General features: G+C 49.0%; 16 protein-coding genes and 1 tRNA gene. 6 read left to right on the forward strand and 11 right to left on the reverse strand.

Annotated features, from left to right (window positions below; translation table 11 throughout):
- Positions 1 to 19: 19 nt before the first annotated feature.
- Positions 20 to 169, reverse strand: coding sequence for a 50S ribosomal protein L33 (gene rpmG / locus ACAN54_RS10775; RefSeq protein WP_379153856.1), 150 nt, complete (start codon positions 167 to 169; stop codon positions 20 to 22).
- 199 nt (positions 170 to 368) lie between these two features.
- On the opposite strand from rpmG, the gene ACAN54_RS10780 reads away from it, so the two are divergent.
- The 3 genes from ACAN54_RS10780 to ACAN54_RS10790 are packed head-to-tail and all read left to right on the forward strand — an operon-like array spanning position 369 to position 3,296.
- A complete protein-coding gene (locus ACAN54_RS10780; RefSeq protein ID WP_379153858.1) occupies positions 369 to 1,409 on the forward strand; it encodes a CobW family GTP-binding protein in 1,041 nt (346 codons plus the stop codon).
- Positions 1,406 to 2,395 (forward strand): permease, encoded by a 990-nt coding sequence (locus tag ACAN54_RS10785; RefSeq protein WP_379153860.1) that lies wholly within the window; start codon positions 1,406 to 1,408, stop codon positions 2,393 to 2,395. The genes ACAN54_RS10780 and ACAN54_RS10785 overlap by 4 nt, the downstream gene beginning before the upstream one ends.
- Positions 2,396 to 2,420: 25 nt before the next feature.
- Entirely contained in the window at positions 2,421 to 3,296 is an 876-nt protein-coding gene (locus ACAN54_RS10790) for a TIGR03943 family putative permease subunit (RefSeq protein WP_379153862.1), read from the forward strand.
- Between the two features lie 82 nt (positions 3,297 to 3,378).
- On the opposite strand, the gene ACAN54_RS10795 is transcribed toward ACAN54_RS10790, so the two are convergent.
- From ACAN54_RS10795 to ACAN54_RS10810, 4 genes are all read right to left on the reverse strand, one after another.
- Positions 3,379 to 3,684 (reverse strand): DUF6954 family protein, encoded by a 306-nt coding sequence (locus ACAN54_RS10795; protein ID WP_379153864.1) that lies wholly within the window; start codon positions 3,682 to 3,684, stop codon positions 3,379 to 3,381.
- Between the two features lie 12 nt (positions 3,685 to 3,696).
- The gene (locus ACAN54_RS10800) at positions 3,697 to 7,170 is read right to left on the reverse strand and encodes a PAS domain S-box protein (RefSeq protein WP_379153866.1); all 3,474 of its coding nucleotides are present in this window, start codon (positions 7,168 to 7,170) and stop codon (positions 3,697 to 3,699) included.
- Positions 7,171 to 7,377: 207 nt separating this feature from the next.
- Positions 7,378 to 7,461: transfer RNA gene (locus ACAN54_RS10805), tRNA-Leu, on the reverse strand.
- A 315-nt stretch (positions 7,462 to 7,776) separates the two neighbouring features.
- Entirely contained in the window at positions 7,777 to 7,878 is a 102-nt protein-coding gene (locus tag ACAN54_RS10810) for a YjcZ family sporulation protein (protein ID WP_379153868.1), read from the reverse strand.
- 619 nt (positions 7,879 to 8,497) lie between these two features.
- Here ACAN54_RS10810 and ACAN54_RS10815 point away from each other — a divergent pair.
- A complete protein-coding gene (locus ACAN54_RS10815; protein ID WP_379153870.1) occupies positions 8,498 to 9,070 on the forward strand; it encodes a hypothetical protein in 573 nt (190 codons plus the stop codon).
- Between the two features lie 130 nt (positions 9,071 to 9,200).
- On the opposite strand, the gene ACAN54_RS10820 is transcribed toward ACAN54_RS10815, so the two are convergent.
- Both ACAN54_RS10820 and ACAN54_RS10825 read right to left on the reverse strand, forming a co-directional pair.
- Positions 9,201 to 10,646, reverse strand: coding sequence for a DEAD/DEAH box helicase (locus ACAN54_RS10820; protein ID WP_379153872.1), 1,446 nt, complete (start codon positions 10,644 to 10,646; stop codon positions 9,201 to 9,203).
- Between the two features lie 36 nt (positions 10,647 to 10,682).
- Positions 10,683 to 11,345: an HD domain-containing protein gene (locus tag ACAN54_RS10825; protein WP_379153874.1), complete on the reverse strand. Its 663-nt coding sequence runs from the start codon at positions 11,343 to 11,345 to the stop codon at positions 10,683 to 10,685.
- Positions 11,346 to 11,693: 348 nt separating this feature from the next.
- Between ACAN54_RS10825 and ACAN54_RS10830 the strand changes: the two genes are divergently transcribed.
- The gene (locus ACAN54_RS10830; protein WP_379153876.1) at positions 11,694 to 12,968 is read left to right on the forward strand and encodes a histidine--tRNA ligase; all 1,275 of its coding nucleotides are present in this window, start codon (positions 11,694 to 11,696) and stop codon (positions 12,966 to 12,968) included.
- 57 nt (positions 12,969 to 13,025) lie between these two features.
- On the opposite strand, the gene ACAN54_RS10835 is transcribed toward ACAN54_RS10830, so the two are convergent.
- On the reverse strand, positions 13,026 to 13,883 hold the full coding sequence (locus tag ACAN54_RS10835) for an alpha/beta fold hydrolase (RefSeq protein WP_379153878.1): 858 nt from the start codon (positions 13,881 to 13,883) through the stop codon (positions 13,026 to 13,028).
- A 149-nt stretch (positions 13,884 to 14,032) separates the two neighbouring features.
- Here ACAN54_RS10835 and ACAN54_RS10840 point away from each other — a divergent pair, with 149 nt between their 5' ends.
- On the forward strand, positions 14,033 to 14,626 hold the full coding sequence (locus ACAN54_RS10840; protein ID WP_379153880.1) for a TetR/AcrR family transcriptional regulator: 594 nt from the start codon (positions 14,033 to 14,035) through the stop codon (positions 14,624 to 14,626).
- Positions 14,627 to 14,753: 127 nt separating this feature from the next.
- Here the strand turns inward: ACAN54_RS10840 and ACAN54_RS10845 are convergent, their stop codons facing one another.
- The 3 genes from ACAN54_RS10845 to ACAN54_RS10855 form a co-directional block, all read right to left on the reverse strand.
- On the reverse strand, positions 14,754 to 16,016 hold the full coding sequence (locus ACAN54_RS10845; RefSeq protein ID WP_379153882.1) for a helix-turn-helix transcriptional regulator: 1,263 nt from the start codon (positions 16,014 to 16,016) through the stop codon (positions 14,754 to 14,756).
- Between the two features lie 208 nt (positions 16,017 to 16,224).
- Positions 16,225 to 18,261: a methyl-accepting chemotaxis protein gene (locus ACAN54_RS10850; RefSeq protein ID WP_379153884.1), complete on the reverse strand. Its 2,037-nt coding sequence runs from the start codon at positions 18,259 to 18,261 to the stop codon at positions 16,225 to 16,227.
- Between the two features lie 250 nt (positions 18,262 to 18,511).
- The gene (locus tag ACAN54_RS10855; protein ID WP_379153886.1) at positions 18,512 to 19,522 is read right to left on the reverse strand and encodes an L-rhamnose/proton symporter RhaT; all 1,011 of its coding nucleotides are present in this window, start codon (positions 19,520 to 19,522) and stop codon (positions 18,512 to 18,514) included.
- Positions 19,523 to 19,648 lie beyond the last annotated feature (126 nt).

The following is a 19,648-nucleotide window of genomic DNA, read 5'->3' on the forward strand; positions in this document are numbered from 1 at the left end:
TCATACAATGTTCTGTGAATCAGCGGGTCTCACGATGCAGCGTGACCCGTTTCAGTCGGGGGCTGTATTTCTTCATCTCGATTCGGCCCGGCTGGGTTTTCTTGTTCTTCGTGGTGGTGTAATTACGGTCGCCGGTTTCTGTACAAGCCAGTGTGATGATGACTCTCATGTAATTCAGCTCCTTTTTGTTTAATCGTAATTATTACGATTTACACATTCTACAGGTTTGTCCTGTTCACTGTCAATAACAACCCCAAAAAATTTGGGCTCTCTTACATTTGTGGTCTTTCTGGCAGATCCATTACGTATAGATGGGAATATGAAAATATGATTCTTGCAATAGCAGGAATGTAGCGGGAGGGAGAAACATGAAGATACCAGTAATTATCCTGGGCGGATTTCTAGGGAGCGGCAAGACTACCTTGCTGCTGAACCTGCTTAAGGAGAGTAAGGCTAGAGGGCTGAACCCTGGCGTTGTGATGAATGAGCTGGGTAAAAAGGATGTCGATGGGTACATTCTGCAGGAGCATGGCGGCACCAGCGTGGAAAAGCTCCTGGACGGCTGCGTCTGCTGCAGCCGCAAGGATGAGCTGCCAAAAACTCTGGGCCTGCTGCTCGCACAGCGTCCGGATGTAATCTATATCGAGCTTACCGGTGTGGCTGATCCCGAGGAAATTGCCAAATCACTGCTGGAACCTTCGCTTAGCGAGCGGTTGAAGCTGCACTATTCTATAACAGTACTGGATGCGGAGAATGTACTGGAGTATGGCAGCCGCTTCTCCGCCGACAAGCAGCTTGTGCGGACACTGCGCCGCCAGCTCTCCAGCGCTGATCTGATTATTGTCAACAAAAGTGATCTCGTGGAACCGGAAACGTTATGGCGGATTGAAAAGATGGCCAGCCGTCATAATACGGAATCCGAGATTGTGTTCACACATTACAGTGAAATCAATCTCACTCCACTGCTTGCAGGCATCATCCCCCGTGAACAGCATGTTTCGATACCTCAGCGAGGGCGCAGCGATCTGAACGGCGCTACACTCAAGCGGATGAACAGTCTCGACGGCAGGCAAGGAGCAACCGCAGTGCAGGAACCGGAAGCTGCCCAGCAGGCATCCTACTCTCAGGTAGCGGCAGTCACACTGACCTTTCCGTCAGAAGCAGCAGGCGGAATCCGGCAGGCGCAGCTGGAGAGCTTTTTCCGTGAATGGGGAGACAGCCTGGTGAGAGCCAAAGGGCATGTCAAGCTCGCCGGGCAGGACGGGGTGCATCTGGTGCAATACGCAGGAAATCGCTGCAATTGGGAGTTCTCGCGGTATCCCGGCCAGCCTTATCTCGTATTCATCGGATTACATCTGGACGAGAAACTGCTGACGGACCGCTGGGAAGCCTTGTTCCAGCAGCCTTGACCACCTTGTCACCGTTCAAAATGCTGCCCCTGCTGATTCCTGCCATTTTCCTGATTGCAGTGGGTGTCTTCTGGCTTCCGGGTCACCCGCAGCTGCTGGACAACGCCTACACAGAAGCCTTCAAAACCGGATTTATCGGCATTCTGCTGGAAGCCTTGCCGTTTGTCCTTCTGGGGGCGCTGCTCTCCTCACTCCTCCGCGTATTCGTGCCGGATGAGATGATTTCACGCTGGATTCCGCAGCGGCCGGTCCCGGCGATCCTGTTCGGCTGCTTGCTCGGCATACTTTTTCCTGTATGCGAATGCGGGATGATTCCGCTGGTCCGCCGACTGATGCACAAAGGCATGCCGCTATATGTAGCCATCGTCTTCATATTGTCGGGTCCTATCCTGAATCCAGTCGTCTACGGGGCTACATTGACAGCCTTCCGAGCCCATCCGGAGCTGGCTTACGCCCGAATGGGACTAGCCTTTGTTGTAGCCTCACTGATCGGTTTTCTGATCTATGCCACCGTCCGCAAATCACCGCTTCGGCTCTCGATCCGCCGCGAGAGTGGAGAAGTCCATGAGCGCAGCACTCGCGGGGGCAGACTGGTTGCTGTTTTCGTGCATACCTCGGATGAGTTTTTTGAAATGGGGAAATATCTGATTATCGGCTGTCTGCTAACGTCCGGGATTCAGACCTTCATGGATCAAGGCAGTCTGGCTGCCATTGGCGGGAAACCGCTGGGCTCTTATCTGTTCATGATGGGGTTAGCGTATGTGCTCTCCCTGTGCTCTACCTCGGATGCCTTTGTTGCCTCTACTTTCCTGCATACTTTTCCCGGAGGCTCGCTGCTTGCCTTTATGGTGCTCGGACCGATGCTCGATTTCAAAAACTCGTTAATGCTGCTCTCGCTATTCAAGACCAAATTTGCCCTTTATTTATTTTTTCTGATCTTCTCTGCTGTATTTATCACTTCCGTTCTAGCCTCTCTATGGCTATGACTCCTTAAGAACAGGAGATCCGCTTATGAATGACCCCCGGAGCATCCGGCTGCATTATGGATTCAGGTCACTGCTCCTGCTGCTCTTCGCCCTCTACATTGGGCACCTTGTTCAGCAGGAGGCACTGCATTTCTACGTCGCTCCCAAGCTGGCACGCTGGATTCGCCTTTGTCCGGTTCCGCTGGCATTAATGGCGCTAAGTCTCGGAATTCAGGCCATATTCGGCAAAAGCACGCTGCTCTGCGACTGCGAGCACCGCCTGCCGCGATCTGTGCTGGGCAGTACCATGCTGTACTGTCTGTTCCTGTTCCCGCTGCTGCTCGGCTTCCTGCTTCCCGACCGTTCACTAGGCAGCTCGGCAGCAGCCAAGAAAGGCATCGCCTTGTCCTACATTGCCGAAGAGGCCGCTGAACATGTGAAATTCAACGCCTCAAGCCCTTACCTGGAGGAGTTCGCCGAACTCGCCGGAAAGCTGTATGTGCAGCCTGTAATCGAGGTGTACCCGGAGATTTTTTCGGAAACTCTCGGAGCCATCGACTTGTACAAACCGCAATTCGAGGGCAAATCGATTACTGTGACCGGATTTCTGTATCAGTCGGATGGAGAAGGGTCCAAAAAGGCTTATGCCGTTAGCCGCTTTCTGGTGCAGTGCTGTACAGCAGACGCAACTCCCCTGGGAATCCTCCTTGACCCTCTAACGCAAATAAGCCTGCCCGCCGATACCTGGATCGAGGTTCGGGGCAAGCTTCATACGTCAACTTATCAGGGTAAGGAAGTCATCGAAATTACACCAGACCATATTACTCCGGTTCCGCAGCCTTTCACTCCCTATGTCTATACCAATGCTGATTCGATAGCTGCCTGGGCTGAGATCCAGCAATCCGGACGCAAGGCAGAATAACTGCAGCCATTTCTTTATCGACATCTACTGAACGGCAAGGATTACGGAGCATCAGACCCTACTGACACACCAAAAACTTTTGTCAACGCCGGCTAAGCCGCTTCAGAATGAACCGGAGCCACACGGTAATCGCTGCATAGATCAATAACACTACGATTAGTGTAAGCACCCGCTCTCTCGTAGAGCCGTCCGCTAACAGCACAGGACCAAGACCAAAGAATGTGGTCAACAGATACAATGCTGCAAACAACACATATAGAAGTCCTCTCATCCGCATACCACCTTTCACCAAAAAAGCCGTAAAGCCAATGCCGCTTAACTGCAAATCCTTCTGTGCAACCTCTGAAGGACATGTGGTCAAGCGGCTTTTCTTTGTATTCAGCTTCACTTCATAACCCTGCTATCTGTGAATGTGGGCCGACCATTCCCGCAGCACCCTGTCTACTTCAGACGGCGAGATCGGCTTGGAGATGAAGTCCTGCATGCCTGCTCTGAGACACAGCTCCTTGTCCTCCACCCGGGCAAAAGCCGTTGCAGCAACAATAACCGGAGAGAACCCTATTTCGTTACGTATGATACTGGTTGCTTCAATCCCGTCCATAAGCGGCATCTGAATATCCATGAACACCAGATCATAACGATGCGAGCGCACCGCCTCCACAGCCCTCTCTCCGTTCAGCGCCACATCAGCGTAATAACCGCGCTTCTTGAGATAGGTCTGAAGCAATTGCAGGTTCACCGGGTGATCTTCAGCAATCAATATAGACAGCGGGCCATATTCACCATCCGGTGAGCTTTTGCCCATCACATCCCTCTCCTGGAGCGTATCGGTTTCCCTTACCGGAAACTGATTATAGGAAAGTTCCGACTGCGGCAGAAAAACGTGGATGGTGAAAAAGAACTCCGAACCTTCCCCTTCGTTGCTCTCCACACCGATCATGCCGCCCAGCAGTTCAACCAGTTTTTTGCTGATGGCCAGCCCCAGTCCTGTACCGCCATACTTGCGGTTGATCGACGGGTGAAGCTGGGAGAAGGACTGAAACAGCAAGCCCTGGCTGCCCTGAGGAATGCCGATTCCTGTATCTTTTACAGTGAATCTAACTACCAGATCACCGGTATCGGCAATGGATTGCAGCTTTACGGCAATGTGAATTTCGCCCTCTTCAGTAAACTTCACTGCATTGCCAACAAGATTCACCAGAATCTGGCGCAATCTGGCTTCGTCCGTCACCACAAGTACAGGTAGATCCGGGTCCAGCTCGCAATGGAGAATTAGTCCCTTTTCCATTACTTTCGGATAGAACAATTCGGTTACATTCTGGAGCACCTGGGACAAATCCACCGTCTGTAGATCGAGTGTCATCATGCCGGCTTCAATCTTGCTGAAATCCAGCACCTCGTTCAGAATATGCAGCAAGGACTCGCTGCTTTTGTTAATAATCTGCGTGTAGTATTCCTGTTCTTCATCAAGTTCTGTTCCAGCCAAAAGATCTGCCATGCCAATAATCCCGTTCATCGGTGTGCGCAGCTCATGGCTCATGATGGCCAGGAACTCCGACTTAGCCCGGTCTGCCTGCTCTGCTGATTCTTTTGCCCTAACAATAGCCTTCTCTTCAGTAATATCCCGGAAGACGACAACTGCCCCCTTCCGTTCCCCGTTATCAAATAATGGCGACATGCGATATTTCACCAGAAAGCTGGACCCGTCCTGTCTCCAGAATACCCCTTCCTTGTCCTCGTATGAGAGATAGCTGGAAAGGGAGTCCGATAATGACCTCCGCCCGCTGGTATAAGGTTCGGCGTCAAGCCATGTCTGTTCCACAGTATGCAGCTTGATATTTCTCGCCAGTTCACCTGGCTCATAACCCAGCATCGTCGATGCCGCAGGGTTAATAAACATCGTTTCGCCTTCAAGATTCATGCCAAAGATACCTTCGGAGACCGAATTCAGGATCAGCGCATGCTCATAACTGAGCTTCTCAATCTGCTGAAGATGCCGTTTGCGTTCCGTGATGTTGCTGGTTATACCGAATACACCTACTACCTGGTTATTGACCATGATCGGTACATAAATCACGCTCACCTCAACAGGATAACCTTCCCTATGGATCAGCCTGCTCTCAAAGATCTGAGGCAATCCTTTGGCCGCCTGCTCAAAACGCTCCTCGGCAAATTCCAGTTCTTCCTGATCAATAATTTCACTATAGCTGGAATGCAAAAGACTCCCCCGCGGATAACCGCTCAGTTGCTGGAGACTGGCATTCAAGGACTGGATGTGCCCATCCAGATCCATCGCACTGATCGCTGAAGGATTATACTCAAACAGGGATTTATACCGGTTCTCACTCTCCAGCAGTTTCAATTCATATTGTTTGCGCTCGGAAATATTCCGGGTGACGCAGACCATTTCGGCAATGCCGCCCGGGCCTGCACTGATATGGCGCAGCGTTGTTTCTACCCACAGGTAGGAGCCATCCTTGCACAAAAAGCGAAAAATAATCGGCTCCAGCTTGCCGCCATCCATACTTTTCTGGAGATAGGAGCGAACGCTGTCGATATCCTCCGGATGAACATGCTGCATCCCATTCGAGCCTTCCAGCTCCTCCGGCGTGTAACCAAACATAGGCTGGCAAACTGGAGAAGCATATAGATAAGTAGCCTCGTTGTCTGTTCTATTCCGTGAGATAAAATCCAGTGAATTCTCAGAAATCAGCCGATAGTTCCGCTCACTCTCACGGAGCTGCTCTTCCATCTGGTAGCGTTCGGTGATGTCCTGCACGATGCCATTCATCTGCAACAATTTACCATATTGATCCAGAACTACTTCCCAATAGGTATAAATAACCCGGCGCACACCTTCGTCGTTCTCAATTCTAAACACCGATTGACCATTGACCCCGGACTCCAGTGTCTGGCCCAGTTCGGCCCGCAGTCGCCCCATATCCTCCGGAACCACGCGGGACAACAGCTGCATATAATCGATAAGGCTGTGAGTACCGCTCTCACCATCATCGCACATATCAAAAATAATCCGCAGCTGCTTGGAAACAGTCATCTGCCCGCTCGGGGAATCCCACTCCCATGAACCCATCCGGCCCAGCTCCTGGGCAGTTGCAAGCATATTCTCATATTTCTTGCGTTCCGTGATATCACGGGCGATAGTCAGCACCTGCACTACATTGCCTTCGCTGTCACGCACCACCTGGAATGAATTTTCAAGCCATAGATAATGTCCGTCCTTATGGCGGGCCCGGCGGGTGAACACATCACTGTCGGAATACGCCTTCCCGTGCTGGGTCATTTCTATCGCATCTTCTTCATGGTAAAAATCCGGTCTTTTTCTGCCGATCACCTCTTCAATCGGATAACCCAGCAGCTTCTCGACCGATGGAGACACATAGCGTACCGTTCCGTCCGCATCCGCAAAAGAGATCATATCCGGTGTGTTCTGCGTAATCAGATTATAGAGTAGCCTGTCCTCCTCAATCTTTTTCTCGGCCAGCTTGCGGTTGGTAATTTCCTTCATTTCGGCGATTAGATGACTAGGTTCACCCGTAGTCTCATCTATCGTCAAAAAGATATGTAACGCAATCCAAATGATCCCGCCGTCCTTGCGTACAAAACGTTTTTCTTTATTTACAGACGCACCGGGACTGTCCTGCAAGTATTGCATGACCACATCATGCTCAACAGCAGTCTTATCCTCCGCGTAAGCAATATCCAGGTAACGAATATTCATCATTTCTTCTTCCGAATACCCAAACATATTGCAGAGCGCGGGATTCGCCATAATCATGGTACCGTCTTTGGTGGAGACTACTGCGAACCCTATAGAGGACCGCATAAACAGATGCTTAAAGAGTGTGTCGGTCAAATGATAGAGCCTCCTCTGTAAAAGTGGGGACTGAAACTACACCTAGTATACCTTTTTTTCAGAAAAGATGCTTCTGGGGTGAAAGTCCTATTATTTGTCCTGGATCACAAGTCTTATAAATAGGCTAATGGGTGTACCGCTCTTTAGAAACGAAAAAAAAAGCTTCTATTCTTGTAACAACAAGAGTAGAAGCTTCTTTGTAGGTGATGCGGTCAAGAGGACTCGAACCTCCACGATATTGCTATCACTGGCACCTGAAGCCAGCGCGTCTGCCAATTCCGCCATGACCGCATAATATGTAGTTCAGCATTTTGATCGCTGTAAGTAAGACTATACTCTCTTTTCTAATCAGATGCAAGGGGTTTTTATTGCAACTCAGTCTTNATATGTAGTTCAGCATTTTGATCGCTGTAAGTAAGACTATACTCTCTTTTCTAATCAGATGCAAGGGGTTTTTATTGCAACTCAGTCTTTCATCCTTACACATCGTTACATTATATCCCCTCCCCGTCTGACCAGCACAAATTTCCTAGCAAAGTCTCCTCTTCGTGTACCAAAAAAAGCCAGTTCGAAGGACTGGCTAAATGTTTAAAAGCAGATCACTACCTATACCCAGAGAGATTTAGTAATGATAACGAGCAGGATGAACAGTACCAGAATTGCACCTGTGGAAGTAAACGCACCGTACCCTCTTTCATTTTCACTCATGTTAACTCCTCCTTTGTACTTGTATACAATACACTATGTACATTGGGGAGCTGAGGATTGGACGAATAGGTAACACTTTACCCTCTTTAGGATCCTTTACACGAGGTTCACATTGTGAATGGTTCCAACATCGGGACTGCTGGAGCTGACATTTCCAGTGGCTGTTACTGGAGCACACTGAGCAACATGCTAATACCTATATTGTGCGGAGTGAAGAATCTAACAGGCTGTATTGGAGAAAACCTTTGGTCCACAAGAATTTCTGCAATCTGCCGTTCACTATTTATTAAGTTCATCATATATAGGTGAAAAAAAGATCACTAATTTGGATCCTTTGACCCCTGGCAGGGGTTCTTGGCGGGTTCGGAATTATCCGATTTTTTTTGCATTCTAATAAGTCACGTTCCAGTCGCCCCCTACACCCTGTGCCGCTTCCGTACTCTGCCAGATATAGCTGGATAATACTTGTGAAATCTCAAGGAGCCGGTACATTGAGCACAAAAGCAGACCATTTATTTATCCGTACATGAAGTGAATAGCCGTTCCTGCCATCCCCATTTATCCATAACCTATGGTATCACAAGGTGAATTATCACCCATAGGGAGGTAGTATACTGCTATGACTACTGCAGCAAAAAGAAAATTACCGAAACGCGTCACAGGGAGAGTTCTTCAGCAAATGGGCATATCCATGCTTCCTTTTTACCGCCGAATCGCCAGCAGCTTCGCTTTCGCCAGTCAATGGACAACCGCTTTGCGCACCTCTGACCTAATCCTAATTGGCAAACTGCTGAATCGCTTGCCGAAGTCTTCCAGAACAGATGATTTTAGTATTGATCCTCTTAGCTACTTGCTAACTTTTCCGTTTAAACCGCCTGTGAATTATTACTCCAGCGGGTTAATGGTTGATCGGCAAGTAGGAGCCTTTTTCCAGACGAGTGTGCACCGCAGTATTTCAAGATCACTTATCCCTTTTTACCGGAAGCTGGCTACCTGCCTCCCCTATGCCGAAGCCTTGGCTGTTGCCATCCGCAGCAATGATCTTCAGCAGATCAATCGTTTAGTCCGCAGGCTGGTAACAACTAAGGAACTGAAAGAGATGTCTCGCGGGCAGGATGGCGTTATTCTGGTGTTCCAGCCCAAGGGTAGCAAGTTCCCGTATGAGCACTTGCTGATGCGTGAGCTGCGGTAATTGCATTTCGCTGTTTACAGCCCATTCACTGAGTAACTAATTCGATAGCAATACTCTGTGCACAGACGCCAAGCAGATTGTGTTCACTTATCTCGCCGAAGCCGGATTTGACTGCTAGTTTCGGGAAGGGTCACTTCTTCGCAAGATGCACCTTCAGCAGTTTGCCTTTGACAGTTGTGTCCTTCATCGCCTGCAGCACCAGCGAGCCTTTGCCGTTCAGGATATCCACGTAGGTAACATTGTCCTGGATCGTGATGATCCCGATGTCTTCCGCAGTGATCCCTTCAAGCTTCGCAATAGTCCCGACGAAGTCAACCGCTCTGAGCTTCTTTTTCTTGCCTCCGTTGAAATAGAGCTTCATGATGTCCTGGTTCATGACCTCAGTCTTGCCCTTCTTGCGGACCTGCTGCTTGCCCAGCTTCTCATCAAAAGCAGGTTTAGCATAAGCAACGGCATCCTCGGAAGGGGCTTTCATCAGCGGCAGGCTGAAGCCGATATAGCTCTCAATGTCTTTCACCCATTTGTGCTCGTTCGGCGTAGCGAGGGTGATGGCTTTGCCGCTTTTGCCTGCGCGTGCGGTGCGTCCGGTACGGTGCACGTAGCTCTCTTTTTCCATCGGAATATCGTAGTTGATCACATGGGTGATGTTCTCAATGTCAATGCCGCGGGCAGCTACGTCGGTGGCAATCAGATAGCGGAACTGGCCTCTTTTAAAAGCGTTCATTACCTCAAACCGTTCGTCCTGCATCATACCGCCATGAATTTTGTCCACCGGATACTCCAGATCGGCCATCCCCCGGAACAGCGCGTTCACCTGCTCCTGCGTCCGGCAAAAAATAATGCAGCTATCAGGATTCTCCACCGTAAGTAAGTCGCACAGCAGTCCAAACTTCGCAGCTTGTCTCACTTCAATCAGCGCATGCTCAATCGTCGCTGTCGTGATGCCGCTGGCTTCAATCTCAATGTCCACCGGCTCCGTCATATATTTGCGGCACAGGTTCTTGACAGCATCCGGCAGTGTTGCGGAGAACAGCATCGTAACGCGGTCCCGGGGCAGCTTCTGGATAATCTGTTCGATCTGCTCAATAAAGCCCATGCTCAGCATCTCATCCGCTTCGTCGATCACCAGATATTTAATCCGGTTCAGCGGCAGCGTGCCGCGCTCAATATGGTCAAACACCCGTCCAGGGGTGCCTACGACGACATGTGTTTTTTGGGTAAGCTCGATTTTCTGCGGGGCAAAAGGCTGTTTGCCGAACAAAGCGACCGCCTTGATCCGCTTGAAGCGGCCAATATTGGTGATGTCCTCCTTGACCTGTGCAGCCAGCTCGCGTGTCGGCGTAAGCACCAAAGCCTGCGGCTTGTTCTCCGCCCAATCCACCAGCTCGCAGAGCGGGATGCCGAACGATGCCGTTTTGCCGCTGCCCGTCTGTGATTTGACGATCAGATCCTGGCCTTTCAGGGCTACAGGAATAACCTTGCTCTGTACCTCAGTCGGCTCCAGATAGTTCAATACGTCCAGTGCGCGGACAATCTCCTCATTTAACCCGTAATCTTTAAATTGTAATTCACTCATGTAGTTGTTGTTCCTTCCATATTGTGCATTCTACTATTATAACAGCTTACGGCTGCCTTGATTCCATTCCATATAAAATTGCTCCAAAAAGCTCAGCATGAACTCATGCCGCTCCTCCGCCAGCTTGCGCCCGTAGGAAGTATTCATCAAATCCTTCAATTTCAACAGTTTTTCGTAAAAATGATTGATCGCCGTGCCTTTGGAATAGTCACGGTACTCCTTCTGGAGAGACTCATCACGCGGGGGAATGTCCGGATCATAGACCGGTCTGCCTTTGGCTCCCGAAAAAACCATCACCCGTGTAATTCCGATGGCGCCTAGCGCATCCAGACGGTCTGCGTCCTGTACTACCCGTCCCTCCAGTGTGGACATGGGTACGCCCCCGCCTCCACTGAAGGACATCGTTTCTATAATCTGCATGATGTGCCGGATCTGTTCCTCATCGTTCAAATGTTCCTTCAACCAGTTATGTACTTTGGCAAGTCCCGCTTCTTTAGAAGGGTTCAGCTTCTCATCCGCCACGTCATGCAGCAGAGCGGCCACTGTACAGATTAACACATCAGCCTGCTCCATCTCCGCGATCAGCGCTGCCATGTTACGTACACGGTCCGTGTGGAACCAGTCATGTCCGGTTTGATCCTGGCCCAGCTGCTCTTTGGCAAAGTTCTCGGACTCGACAATGATCTGTGTATGATTCATTAATAATTCTCCCTTGTTATTGAAGTTGTTATTGGATATAATGTGCATTATTCCAGCCCTGAAGGGACATGATTCGCATGAACAGCATAACCATCATACTGAATCAGCTTCATCATCACAAGCAGCGTTAGCACTCCTGAACATTTTTCAGGGAGGGCTGACGCTTTTCGCGTTTGACCTCCCTGCCGCATATCAAGCGCGCGGGACCAAGAGGTCCGGCGCGTTTTTTGTTTATAAGGGGCAATACAGTTTCTGTGGTCTCCCCGCAAGCGTAGCAGGACACCGGGAATGACTTAAGAAGCCCAGGCTTTATTTTCTTCAGATAAAATAATAAAGGAGCTGCTACACATGCAGAATGTTAAAGGGACCTATGATTATTTCGGTCGGGAGCAGGCCATCCGCCAAAAAGTCCGATCTACGCTGACCGAACTGTTTGAGCTGTATGATTTTGATTCGATGGATACAACTCTGCTTAATGAGCTGGAGCTGTTGACTTCCAAATATGCTGGAGGTGACGAGATACTCCGCGAGATGTATCAGTTGACCGACCAGGGCGGCCGGAGGCTCGGGCTGCGGTACGATCTGACCATTCCTTTTGCCAAAGTGATCGCCCTGAATCCAGGCATAGAGTTCCCCTATAAACGTTATGAGATCGGCAAAGTGTTCCGGGATGGACCGGTCAAAAAAGGCCGTCTTCGCGAATTCCTGCAATGTGACGCCGATATGGTTGGGATCGGTGGCCCGCAAGGAGAAGCAGAACTGATGCAGCTCGCGGCAGAGGTCTTCCGCAGACTGGAAATCCCCATTATCCTGAAATGGAACAACCGGCTCTTCCTTGGAGAGATCCTGGAAGCAGCCGGAGTTCCGCCGGAGGAGCACCTGTCCGTGATGCTGACTTTAGACAAGCTCGCCAAGATCGGCAGCACAGGTGTGCTTGAGGAACTTAGGGTGAAAGGACTGACTCCGGCTGCTATAAGCAAGCTTAAAGAGCTACTGGATATGGATGCCCCTTCCTTTGAAGAGCTTGCGAAGAAATATGAGCTGAGCACACAGCCTGGCCTGCTTGAGGTACTGGCCTTACAGCGGCTAATCACTGAAATTGGACTGGCAGAGACTTGCGTCTTCGATCCTTTTCTGTCACGCGGCTTATCCTTCTACACAGGAACAGTCTATGAAATCTTCGACGCTTCCGGTACCTATACTTCCAGCCTTGGCGGCGGAGGAAGGTATGATTCCATCATTGGGAAGCTTGTGGAGCGTGATGACATCCTATATCCTACAGTGGGTATTTCCTTCGGCATGGAGTCGATTATGGCTCTGCTGGGAGAGCGGCCTGTCCGGGATGAAGCTTCAGGGGTAATGGTCATACCGATTGGGGAGGTTATGCCGCAGGCTTTATCTGCTGCCGCTCTGCTTCGCGCTTCAGGTATCCGCACTGCTGTAGATACCGGGAGACGCAAGCTGAAGAAAACGCTGGCCGCGGCGAACGCGAAGGGTATCCGCTACGTGATTCTGATCGGAGACAGCGAAGCTGCTGAAGGCAAGCTCCGGCTTAAAGATATGTCACAGCAAAGCGAAGAGTTAATCACAGTAGAAGCCGCAATTGCACGGATTGCTGAATAGCCGGGATTGTGCGTCCGGGCCGTAAGAAATTTGGCATATTGGCTCCTCACCAGAACATCAGGAAAAAAATTCTTTCAGCAACTGGGCGATTTCTTGAGGAGCTTCACCATTCTCAGGGGAAAGATGATCAAGCTTAGGAAATACCCGGGACTGAACTTGCGGAATCGTCTGTTCCAAGACATGAATCATATGATGCACGGCTTGTGGACTTTTTCCTCCGGCCATCAACAGCACTTTTGCATCAATCGATTCATATTTGGAGTACGTCGCTTCCAAGCGTCTAACCTCCTTATGTTCATTTAGACACGCGGGTAACAACCGCCTAATCTTCTCCCATTTCTCACCACGAATCACCAGACGCAGAATAAAATTTGCATACCATTTCGGTAAATTTTTCAGAGGAGTATGACCCGCACCCTGTACAAAGCTGGTAAATGCTCCTCTGGAATCCTTCGCCATCAAAGCTGCCTCATACTCTTCAATCCAATCCCATTCCTTAGGGTTCGATTCTATTGAAACCCCGGGTTCGTAGACGGCAATCTTCTTACATACTGAATGGGTACCCCCGAACTCTAGAGCTGCAAGTCCGCCAAAGCTATGCCCAAAAATATTAGCCGCCCCACTCGCTTCCTGGACGGCCTGAATATCCTCACATTCTTTGCCGATCGAATAATCCGCTCCTTGATCTCCGCTTCTGACGCGTCCCCGCCGATCAATGATATGAACGGTAAACGACCCCGACAACTCATCGGCAATATGGGTGAAATCATCTGAAGTACTCAGCGCCCCAGGAATGATTAGTACACCCGGTCCTTGCCCGATACTTTGATATCCTATTCTGGTTCCATCATGCGAAATCACGTAAGAATAAGTAAAAGAACCAAGCTGCTTCATTTTTTTAGCGGAACTTAACATAAGAAAGCCTCCCTCTACGACCTAATATTATTATTGATTGAATTTTAATTCAATAATAAACCTGGTAAAGGCTACCGTCAACCCAAACATTTACAAACCTGTCCAATAAAATTATGATTGAATAAACATTCAATATAAGGAGTCTTCCTATGCCGAGAACCAAAGAAAAATTTGACGAGATGCGGCTAGTCACGATCGAAAAAATAAAACAAGCAGGCCTTCATCTTTTCGCAAAAAAAGGGTTAGCCGCAACGAATATAAAAGAGATCGCCAAAACCGCTAATGTAAGTCTGGGTCTCATCTACCATTATTACAAATCAAAAGATGACTTATATCTTGCACTTGCCAATGAAGCTATGGATAAATCTGCTCTTGTCCTGGATGAACTCCATAACATGTATGCGAATGCCGCAGAGAAGCTCGAAGCGTTCACTGAAATCTTCTTGAATGCGGTCAACAAAGAGGATGGTATATACTATTTCATTCTTATTTCTCAATTATCAGAGACGAATTCCCCGGAAGAAAATAAAAGTTTGTTGGATAGAAAACTTCAATCCATCCAAAACTTAGCTTTGATTGTGAAGGAAGGACAAAAGTCGGGGGAGTGCGTTGACGGAGATGCGTTCCAGCTGGCAGCCACTTTCATTTCTGCTACCCAAGGCATAGCTTCTTTCAAGCTCATGTTCGGAGACCCATTCCCGATTCCAACCAAGGAAGTTCTGCTGAGAACCTTGTTGAAATGAGAATAACTGCTTCACTGAAAGCTAATAAGCCGCATCGTGATCTATCCGGTGCGGCTGTTTGCAATTTATTTTTACCATAGAGGATTTTGTTAAGCAACCGCTGTACAGGGAGAACCGCCACCTGCCTTCAATTCCGGGCATGCCGCTTCAAATAACGGTCCCGGTAGTCCTTGGGGTTCTTGCCGCTGTATTTCTTGAATGAACTACAGAAATCGGTGAAGCTGGAATACCCGGTATACATGGCAATATCGGCTACCTTCAGTTTATTTTCCTGCAGAAGCTGCTCAGCCTCGGCCATCCGCAGCCTGGTAATATAATCGTCTATGGGTATACCGACATGCTGCTTGAACAGCCCCGACAAATAAGCCGCATTAAAATGAAATCTCTCTGCCAGAGATGAAAGATCCTGTTCGCAGCAGAAATGCTCCCTGATATCTTTCCGGACGGCTTCGATCATATGCCGGCCGCTGGAGAAGCGGACTTTCTGCACTTCATCCATCACAAGCAGCGCCAGCTCTTCCATCTTCTCCCGAAGTCCTTCACGGGACTGGTAATCAGCTATACTCATCTGGCATTTCCATAGATATTTCTGCACAGCAGAGCCGCCGAGCTCGAACTTTTGGGCAATCGAGCTGAATACCAGAAGCAGCCGCAGAGCCAGAAAGGTAGAGATGAACATCGGTCTTTCGCTGCTGAAAAGGGCATCAAGATGCAGACGCAAAGTGTTCATATCCAGATTTTCGATCACTTGGGTCAGCATGCGTTCTACTTCAGGAGTAAAAAACTGCATCAGCTCCCGCACCTGCCTGCGTTCACCTTCCGCTTCCTTGTAATGGGGGCTCTGGTTCCAAGAGAACATGCACGAGGTATAAGCATTCTTTAACCGCTTCAATCCCTTTACTTGCTGCCCAATTCCTGCTGCGCATTCCAGCTTCAGATGGCTGGCTGTGCTCTGCTTCAGTTCCTCTACGAACCGCTGTGTTTTGCAGGAATGCTCAGGTCCTGATTTCAAAATAACAACAAAATACATGATCCCGGAGTTGAATTCATTACCGAACGGATAGATTCCTTTCCACCTGGCGGACATCTCCCGGCAGTTCTCCTTAAATGCCAGCTTCACGAGGTTCTTGCGCTCCTGGTGACCCGTCCTTTGATCCGGGGGCAATTGGATCTCCACAGCGGCAATCTGCAGCTTCAAATCTTCTGCTGCCAGTGGACCCAGCTGAAGCTGTTGCAGACGTTTTCTGACTACTGACAGATTGCTCCATTCATCTTTGATTAGCTGCAATATATAGTTCTCCTGCAACAACTGCAACCGTTCATTCTTCATGAACACCCGATCGGTTTTGCCCTTGATGCTCCGGCTTCCTTCTTCTCCTTCTACAAGCATGATCTCAGCTATGATCCTCACCTCTTGGTATCAGTATGGACCAAATCCCCGCGATATATGGCGGTTCCTCTGTTAAAAAAAACAAAAAAAAAGGACCCCGCCTTCGAACGGCGGGGCCAAAAATTATATTAAAGGGGGGTTATGAATTCAATATATACCCCTAAGCTTAAATCAAGATGAAAGCAAGCTAAAGATTGCCTTAAACCGCTTAAATTTTGAATTTCTCTACCAAACCCTGCAGCTCTTTCGCACTCTGCGTATTTTCATCGGCCATCTTACTTTCAAGCAGGGTTTTCTCTACGATATCCGCAGTTTTCTCAGCAATATCCTGCACACCGATCGCACCTTCATTCACTGTGGCCGCGACTTCATTGACCGCAGTTGCTACACTGGACACTGTCTCGCTCAAATGGTCGGCGGCTTCCCCGAACTGACTCATTAGCTCATCGATGTCGGATGCGTCGCTATTGTATTGTTTGCTGACCTCTGCAAGCCGCTCATAATCACCCAGAACATTATGATCGATAAATTCAAGTATGGCTTCCGAATTCCCCTTCATTTGCTCTACAGATGAATAGACATTATTCACAACTTCTTGAATGCCTGCCGCCGTTTCGGAGGATTTCTCGGCCAGCTTGCGGATTTCGCCTGCTACAACAGCAAAACCCCGTCCAGCTTCTCCAGCCCGTGCTGCTTCAATGGCCGCATTTAGAGCGAGCAGATTGGTCTGGCTTGTAATCGAGAGAATCGTATCTGCAAGTACGTTGATTTCATGAATCGCTCCAGACTGCTCAATGGCTTTTTCCATCTCTACACGAACCGATTCATAGATGCGTTTGGCATTGTCTATGGACTCAGTGGCATCATGCTGCAGCGCAAGCGCCCGCTCGGTGATCTGACCGGATACACCGGCACCTTCCTTTACCCGACCGGAAATGCTGCGGACATTACTCTCAATTTCATGAATAGCAGCTGACATCTCCTGCGTAGAGGCGGCGGTTTCTTCCATCCCTGCCGACAGCTGTTCTGTAGTCGCCGAATTATCGTGGGCATTCTCGCGTACGTCATCAGACAGCTTTTCCAGCGTCTCAGCATTATCCAGCACCTTCGTGGAAATGGTAACCAGGCTGCCTGCCATCTCACGGAGCACCGCTCTCGTATGAACCATGGATTTGGCGATTATTCCGGTTTCGTCTTTATTTTTCAACAGATATTCATATTGCTTATCGTATCTGAGGTCCAGCTCCGCGGTGCGGTTAATCAGCTCCGTCAACTTAACGATCGGCGAAGAGATCCGGGTCGCCACAGAAATCCCAACAACCAAGGACAGCAGCAGGCTCCCAAGAGCCAGCAGAATAATGAATTTTGTCATATTGTTAACCGGCTGCATAATTTCATCGAGATCACCAGTCAGCACCAGTATCCATCTCGTATCGGGGAGAACGCTGTAGGCAGCTTTTTTCTCTGCTCCCTTGTATGTATATTGTACATTGCCATCCGCAACCGTCTTTCCGGCTTTTACCTGCTCCACTACTGCCTTAATCTGAGCATTCTCGACCGGTGTACCAATCTTGGATTCATCTGGATGAAACAGCATATTCCCCGTCTCGTCCAGAAGGTAAGCATAGGAAGACGGTGCATTGGCCACTTTGGCATCGGACAAATACTTAATGATACTCTTCGTATTGACTGCTGATGCCACGAATCCGATCATTTTGCCGTCACTCATTACAGGATGTACAAATGCGAGAACATATGCACCAGTAGACTTGGACTTTAGCGTTTCACTGATTACTGGTCCTGCGGTCTTCAGCACATTCTTAGTGTAGCTTCTTTCACTGAAATCTGTTCCCACCAGCTTGGTATCACTATCGGCAATGCCAATTCCCTTCATGTTGACCACAAACATATGCTCCAGATTGCCTGCGTCCTTCACCATCTGTTGAAGTCTAGTATTCACCTCGGTCTGCAGCGGATCCCCTGTACTGGCAAGACTGCCGTCCCCAGACTTCAGCAGCAATTCAGCAATTTCAGATTGGCCCGCAACAAGTGCCATATTCCGCTTCTCTTTGTCAATCATCGCTTCAATGGTCTGCCCTTTGTTGGTGTTGACCTGACCCATTGCGGTTTCAGTCAGATTCAGAATAGTCTTGGTAGATTTGCTGTACGTAAAAACCCCCATTATTAACGTTGAAATCAGTGTAACGACAATCATCAAAACCGAAAGTTTCATCCGAATCTTCATCTTCTTCTACTTCCTTCCACCTTAATCTACTCAACTATTGGATACTCCATCTAAAACCGTAACATTTGTTACAATAATTATCGGATTTAAAACAAGTATTGTTAATATTTTCATGGAGATATTTAGGGAATATTATCACATTTTGTCGAGATTTAAGATATAAAAATTCAGGACTTTTGTCACACTTAAAAGAAAACAAGCATCTTGCACGGAAGTTCTCCGGCTTAGATGCTTGTTGATCCCCATATATTCAGGCCATACTATTGGCAATTCCTACAACAACCCAGGATAGAATCAGGACAATATTCCCCCATAGCAGCAATTTTTTGGGAGCGGCAAATCCCTTCCATTCTCCATCCTTAAGCCCCCAGGCGTTGCTGATGATTAAGGATAATCCGTTAAAGGCCAGCCATCCCACCACAGCGCCAAGTGGTCCAAGCAAAGCTGTAGCTTTGGCATATAGTCCAAGCGCCAGATACCAGACAGCAGCGGTCAGAAGCGCTTTGCCATATGCCTTGCCCGCGCCTTTGGCCGCATAATCCCTATAGGTACCATTCTTGATTAACAATAGGACGGCATACACAAAGTTGGCGACAAAGCCGCCAGATAGTGTAATTACCCAGGATATCAGACTGGCGCTGATTTTGGCTGTACCGTGGGCAACCGCAATATCCACAGTCTGATTCGCATAGGAAAACCCGATATTCATTGCTGCTGAGCCCAATCCGGCTACAGAAGCAATAATCAGGCCTTTGGTCAGATTGCTGCCACTACCCTTTCCCTGGCCGGAGGCAGTAATGATTTTTTCTTTTAACAATCCGGCCTTGGTAATGACCGCCACCCCCGTCAGCATAACCGCTGTACCGATCAGCAGCACTGTGAACGGGCCTGCCGCCGGAATGTTGCCGAAGATAAATAACGGAATCAGTGATCCCAGAGATGCCGAAATCCCCATGTTCACACCATATGTAAGGGATACTCCAATGGAGTCGATGGCTTTGCCGAACATAATCGAGCTGATGCCCCACAGGAAGCCGCAGAAGGAAGCGGTACACAGCACATCCGAAGAGGTCTGGCGGATATAACGGAAGAAGTCAGGGACTTCAATCCAGGTCCACAGTACCGGTATAATCAGAATCCCCACCAGGGAAAACACTGCCCAGAACGCTTCCCAGGAGAACGGCTGGTACTTCTTCATCCCCAGTCCGAAGCTGCCCTGGAAACAACAAGCCAGCAGCAGCAGCAAAAAACCGTAAATCATCTTAAAGTCCTCCCAATCCTTGTCCCTTTGTATGTACTGAATCTTTTGATGATTATACATGAAAACTTTCATTATTGGGATGAAAAAACCAGAAAAATAACCGCAGCGGTTACGCCACGGTCTTGT

It is taken from the genome of Paenibacillus diazotrophicus (assembly GCF_042610465.1).

What these genes read in the sequence shown, in the direction of transcription:
- rpmG (WP_379153856.1), bottom strand. Translation starts at nt 169, where the DNA reads ATGAGAGTCATCATCACACTGGCTTGTACAGAAACCGGCGACCGTAAT.
- ACAN54_RS10780 (WP_379153858.1), top strand. Translation starts at nt 369, where the DNA reads ATGAAGATACCAGTAATTATCCTGGGCGGATTTCTAGGGAGCGGCAAG.
- ACAN54_RS10790 (WP_379153862.1), top strand. Translation starts at nt 2,421, where the DNA reads ATGAATGACCCCCGGAGCATCCGGCTGCATTATGGATTCAGGTCACTG.
- ACAN54_RS10810 (WP_379153868.1), bottom strand. Translation starts at nt 7,878, where the DNA reads ATGAGTGAAAATGAAAGAGGGTACGGTGCGTTTACTTCCACAGGTGCA.
- ACAN54_RS10815 (WP_379153870.1), top strand. Translation starts at nt 8,498, where the DNA reads ATGACTACTGCAGCAAAAAGAAAATTACCGAAACGCGTCACAGGGAGA.
- ACAN54_RS10820 (WP_379153872.1), bottom strand. Translation starts at nt 10,646, where the DNA reads ATGAGTGAATTACAATTTAAAGATTACGGGTTAAATGAGGAGATTGTC.
- ACAN54_RS10825 (WP_379153874.1), bottom strand. Translation starts at nt 11,345, where the DNA reads ATGAATCATACACAGATCATTGTCGAGTCCGAGAACTTTGCCAAAGAG.
- ACAN54_RS10830 (WP_379153876.1), top strand. Translation starts at nt 11,694, where the DNA reads ATGCAGAATGTTAAAGGGACCTATGATTATTTCGGTCGGGAGCAGGCC.
- ACAN54_RS10835 (WP_379153878.1), bottom strand. Translation starts at nt 13,883, where the DNA reads ATGTTAAGTTCCGCTAAAAAAATGAAGCAGCTTGGTTCTTTTACTTAT.
- ACAN54_RS10840 (WP_379153880.1), top strand. Translation starts at nt 14,033, where the DNA reads ATGCCGAGAACCAAAGAAAAATTTGACGAGATGCGGCTAGTCACGATC.
- ACAN54_RS10845 (WP_379153882.1), bottom strand. Translation starts at nt 16,016, where the DNA reads ATGCTTGTAGAAGGAGAAGAAGGAAGCCGGAGCATCAAGGGCAAAACC.
- ACAN54_RS10850 (WP_379153884.1), bottom strand. Translation starts at nt 18,261, where the DNA reads ATGAAGATTCGGATGAAACTTTCGGTTTTGATGATTGTCGTTACACTG.
- ACAN54_RS10855 (WP_379153886.1), bottom strand. Translation starts at nt 19,522, where the DNA reads ATGATTTACGGTTTTTTGCTGCTGCTGCTGGCTTGTTGTTTCCAGGGC.